Raw genomic sequence first — 2,864 nt, 5'->3', positions numbered from 1 at the left:
CTTATTTTCATTAGATTTTTGACATTCTCTTAATTTATTATCTAGTTCTTTTTCTTTTTCTAGCAATTTCTCCTCCATTTTTTTTAAATCTTTTTCTTTATTGATTAATTGTAGTTCTTTCTTTTTTAATTCAGCCTTCTGAGCACTACTTGATCCACTACTACATGCTGTACATAAAATGATAATTAAGAAAAATAACGAAATGATAACGCGTACATTTTTTGTGAAGTGTGCATGTTTCCACATTAAAAATAGACCTATTGGAAAGAATATGATTAAAAAGAAAATGGTCCAAAATTTACTTTGCATTCCTTGTTTCCCCCTTGAAAAATTGTGTATTTATCGCGATATTAAGTATATCAGAAGGGTATACTTAATATTACATAAATTATTATTTACAAATTAAAATTTGTAAGGAATGAGGATTCTTTACAAAATATAAAAATTAACTGCTACAAGGGGGATCAAACTAGAGGTGTTGAATAATGTGGTTTACAAGCATTAGTAATGTTTGACACGGTATTGACGGGTAAATTGTTATTCTGAAAGGCAGTATTGGATCTGCTGTAACAAATGGATATTCATTCGGAAATATAGATAAGTTCACGTCTTGGTTGGGCGAGCGCAAGTAGTATTATTCCTATGTGAAATAAAACAAAAGAATTGTTTGGCTAATAAAAATAGTAGATATTAGGTTCTATGTGTAAATAACAACATCTTCAATATAAAAATTATATATGTTAGTGTATATGTATACCGTTTCTTATTTATCTATGAGCATTATCTGTAGAACGAATAGATAAATTTGAAAAATCCCCTTGTGCACTAATATGCAGAAGGGGATTTTTATTTTAATGAAGGTGTAATTGTAAAATAGCCGTTATAAAATGGATTCTCTCATGAAAAGTATGCTGTGTTATCACTTTTGTATGAATTTTTTCGACCATTAATCTTTTTGAAATCGTGTCATCCAAATAAAAAGATACTTTATTTAAACAGTCTTCAAAGCTGTTATAGGATACAATTTGATCATTATTGAAGAAAGATGAAAGATCAGATTTTTCTTCAATAATTTGAAAGCCTTGGCAAGCGGCAATATCAAAAGTACGATTATTAATGGTATTATTTTTCACTTTATTTTTATTTTTATTCTGTGGAAATAGATGACTACGATGAGGATTTAAAATAAGACTAGCATTATTATAATAGAGTGCAACTTCTTGAGGTGGAATCCATCCTTCTATAATCTTAATTCTTTGGTGATTCTTCCATTTTTTTAATAACTTATTTCTCCAGTGTTGACCAATAATAGTATAGTGATAAGGCGTTTTTTCCAGGAGAAACTGTATCAATTTTACTCGGTTAGGATAAGGATATCCAATAAACAATACTTCACTTTTATATTTTAGATTTTTTAGATGGGGTTTAAACACCTCTATATTAGTTGCTAATGGTAAGTGATATACATTGGTATATCCTAAAGCTGTGTAATATTTAAGTGCTTCGCTATCAATAGTAAATATAAAATCGAAGTTATTTAATAGAAGAAGAGAAGTATCTATATAAAATGGATCCTCAGTTAACCAAACAGCTAATTTAATGTTCCTTTTTTTAAAATATTGAATTGCTTTTTGTGGTAGATGATTACCTAATAAGGTGAAAACAATATTGGGATGAAACGTTGTTGTAATGAAATCCAATTGCTGTATTAATTCACTCGGCTGCACTGCTAACCATTCGAAATTTTGATTAATAAGAGTACTTTGTATGCTTTGATCTAGATATTGATAGATTTTTGAGTAACCAGAAGTAATGTATAAGAGTTTCATATTTCAACCCCTGCTTTAGGTTTAAAATATACTATGAGATAAACGTAACACTTTCTATTTCTTTACAACTAATTTTAGTAATACTTGTAGTAGGAGGAGTAACTGAATTTTCTTCTTCTAATGTGACGATACAAGTATTAGGGTTAAAATTTGTAAAGATAGCAGGTCCAATAATATTTCCAGATTTACCAGTCACAGTAATGACTTCGCCCGGTTGTAAATTTTTAAAAATACTACATACGCCACCTGAACAACCAAATAAATTACATAAGAACAAATTTATCCCTCCTTTAAACAATATACTATATCATATGAAAGTTTGTAGAATGATGTGTAGACAAGTAACCTTTAAAAGAGAAAAAATTTAAATGAAAGCAACTTATTAAAAGAATAGGTCCAATAGAATGATATATTTTAGGGTATACTAATTAGATTTTTCATGAAAAAAGGTATTCATTGGAATGTCTTAAATATGGATTAAGTGAGAACAATATGAATTATCTTAAGGAGTAGTTAAAGTAACACTTTCTATATCTTCACAACTTATAAATATAGTATTGGTAGAAGAGGGGGTTATCACATCATCTTCTACCAATACTACTGCACAGATATTTGGAAAGAACAGTGAAAAAGTAGCAGGTCCAATAATTTGACCTGATCGAGTAGTAACTGTAACAATTGTTCCTGTTGGCCACGAAGAGAATAAAAAACAAGCTAAACCTGTACAATTAGCCACATTAAATCCTCCTAACTTTAAGTTTTGATTGAAATAATAAAGTCCAAACATTTTATAGTGTATGTGATAGTAATGTGAAGTGTTTGGACTAATAGAAGTCACTTCTCGGCTTTATCCTTTCATAATCAATTTGAAAACTATTCAACCCTACAATACTCAGAGTTGAAAAAATACATTATGGTCAGAAGGTTTTTGAATGAGATATCGTATAATTTAGTTGTTAGCTAATCCATGGTCCAAATAGTATAAATCGGAATTAAAAAGTGAGAAATAACGAGTACATGGGGTTGTGCTGAATG

3 protein-coding genes and 1 pseudogene are annotated in these 2,864 nt (G+C 29.1%); all 4 read right to left on the bottom strand.

Annotated elements, in window-relative coordinates; translation table 11 throughout:
* Positions 1-309, bottom strand: a pseudogene (locus MR170_RS30265) (hypothetical protein); the annotation flags it as partial.
* Between the two features lie 542 nt (positions 310-851).
* Entirely contained in the window at positions 852-1,829 is a 978-nt protein-coding gene (locus MR170_RS30260) for a CgeB family protein (RefSeq protein WP_098276597.1), read from the bottom strand.
* Between the two features lie 31 nt (positions 1,830-1,860).
* Positions 1,861-2,106 (bottom strand): hypothetical protein, encoded by a 246-nt coding sequence (locus MR170_RS30255; protein WP_000477968.1) that lies wholly within the window; start codon positions 2,104-2,106, stop codon positions 1,861-1,863.
* 225 nt (positions 2,107-2,331) lie between these two features.
* Entirely contained in the window at positions 2,332-2,565 is a 234-nt protein-coding gene (locus MR170_RS30250) for a CGEA protein (protein WP_098640897.1), read from the bottom strand.
* Between the last annotated feature and the right edge of the window lie 299 nt (positions 2,566-2,864).

It is taken from the genome of Bacillus cereus group sp. BfR-BA-01524 (assembly GCF_022662595.1).
In the GTDB taxonomy this organism is placed as follows: Bacteria; Bacillota; Bacilli; order Bacillales; family Bacillaceae_G; genus Bacillus_A; species Bacillus_A thuringiensis_S.
Note: the sequence above shows the minus strand (reverse complement) of the source record. Positions and strands in the feature narration are given on the sequence as shown.

Excerpts from the sequence above, each read along its gene's own strand:
- MR170_RS30260 (WP_098276597.1), bottom strand. The coding sequence starts at position 1,829 with ATGAAACTCTTATACATTACTTCTGGTTACTCAAAAATCTATCAATAT.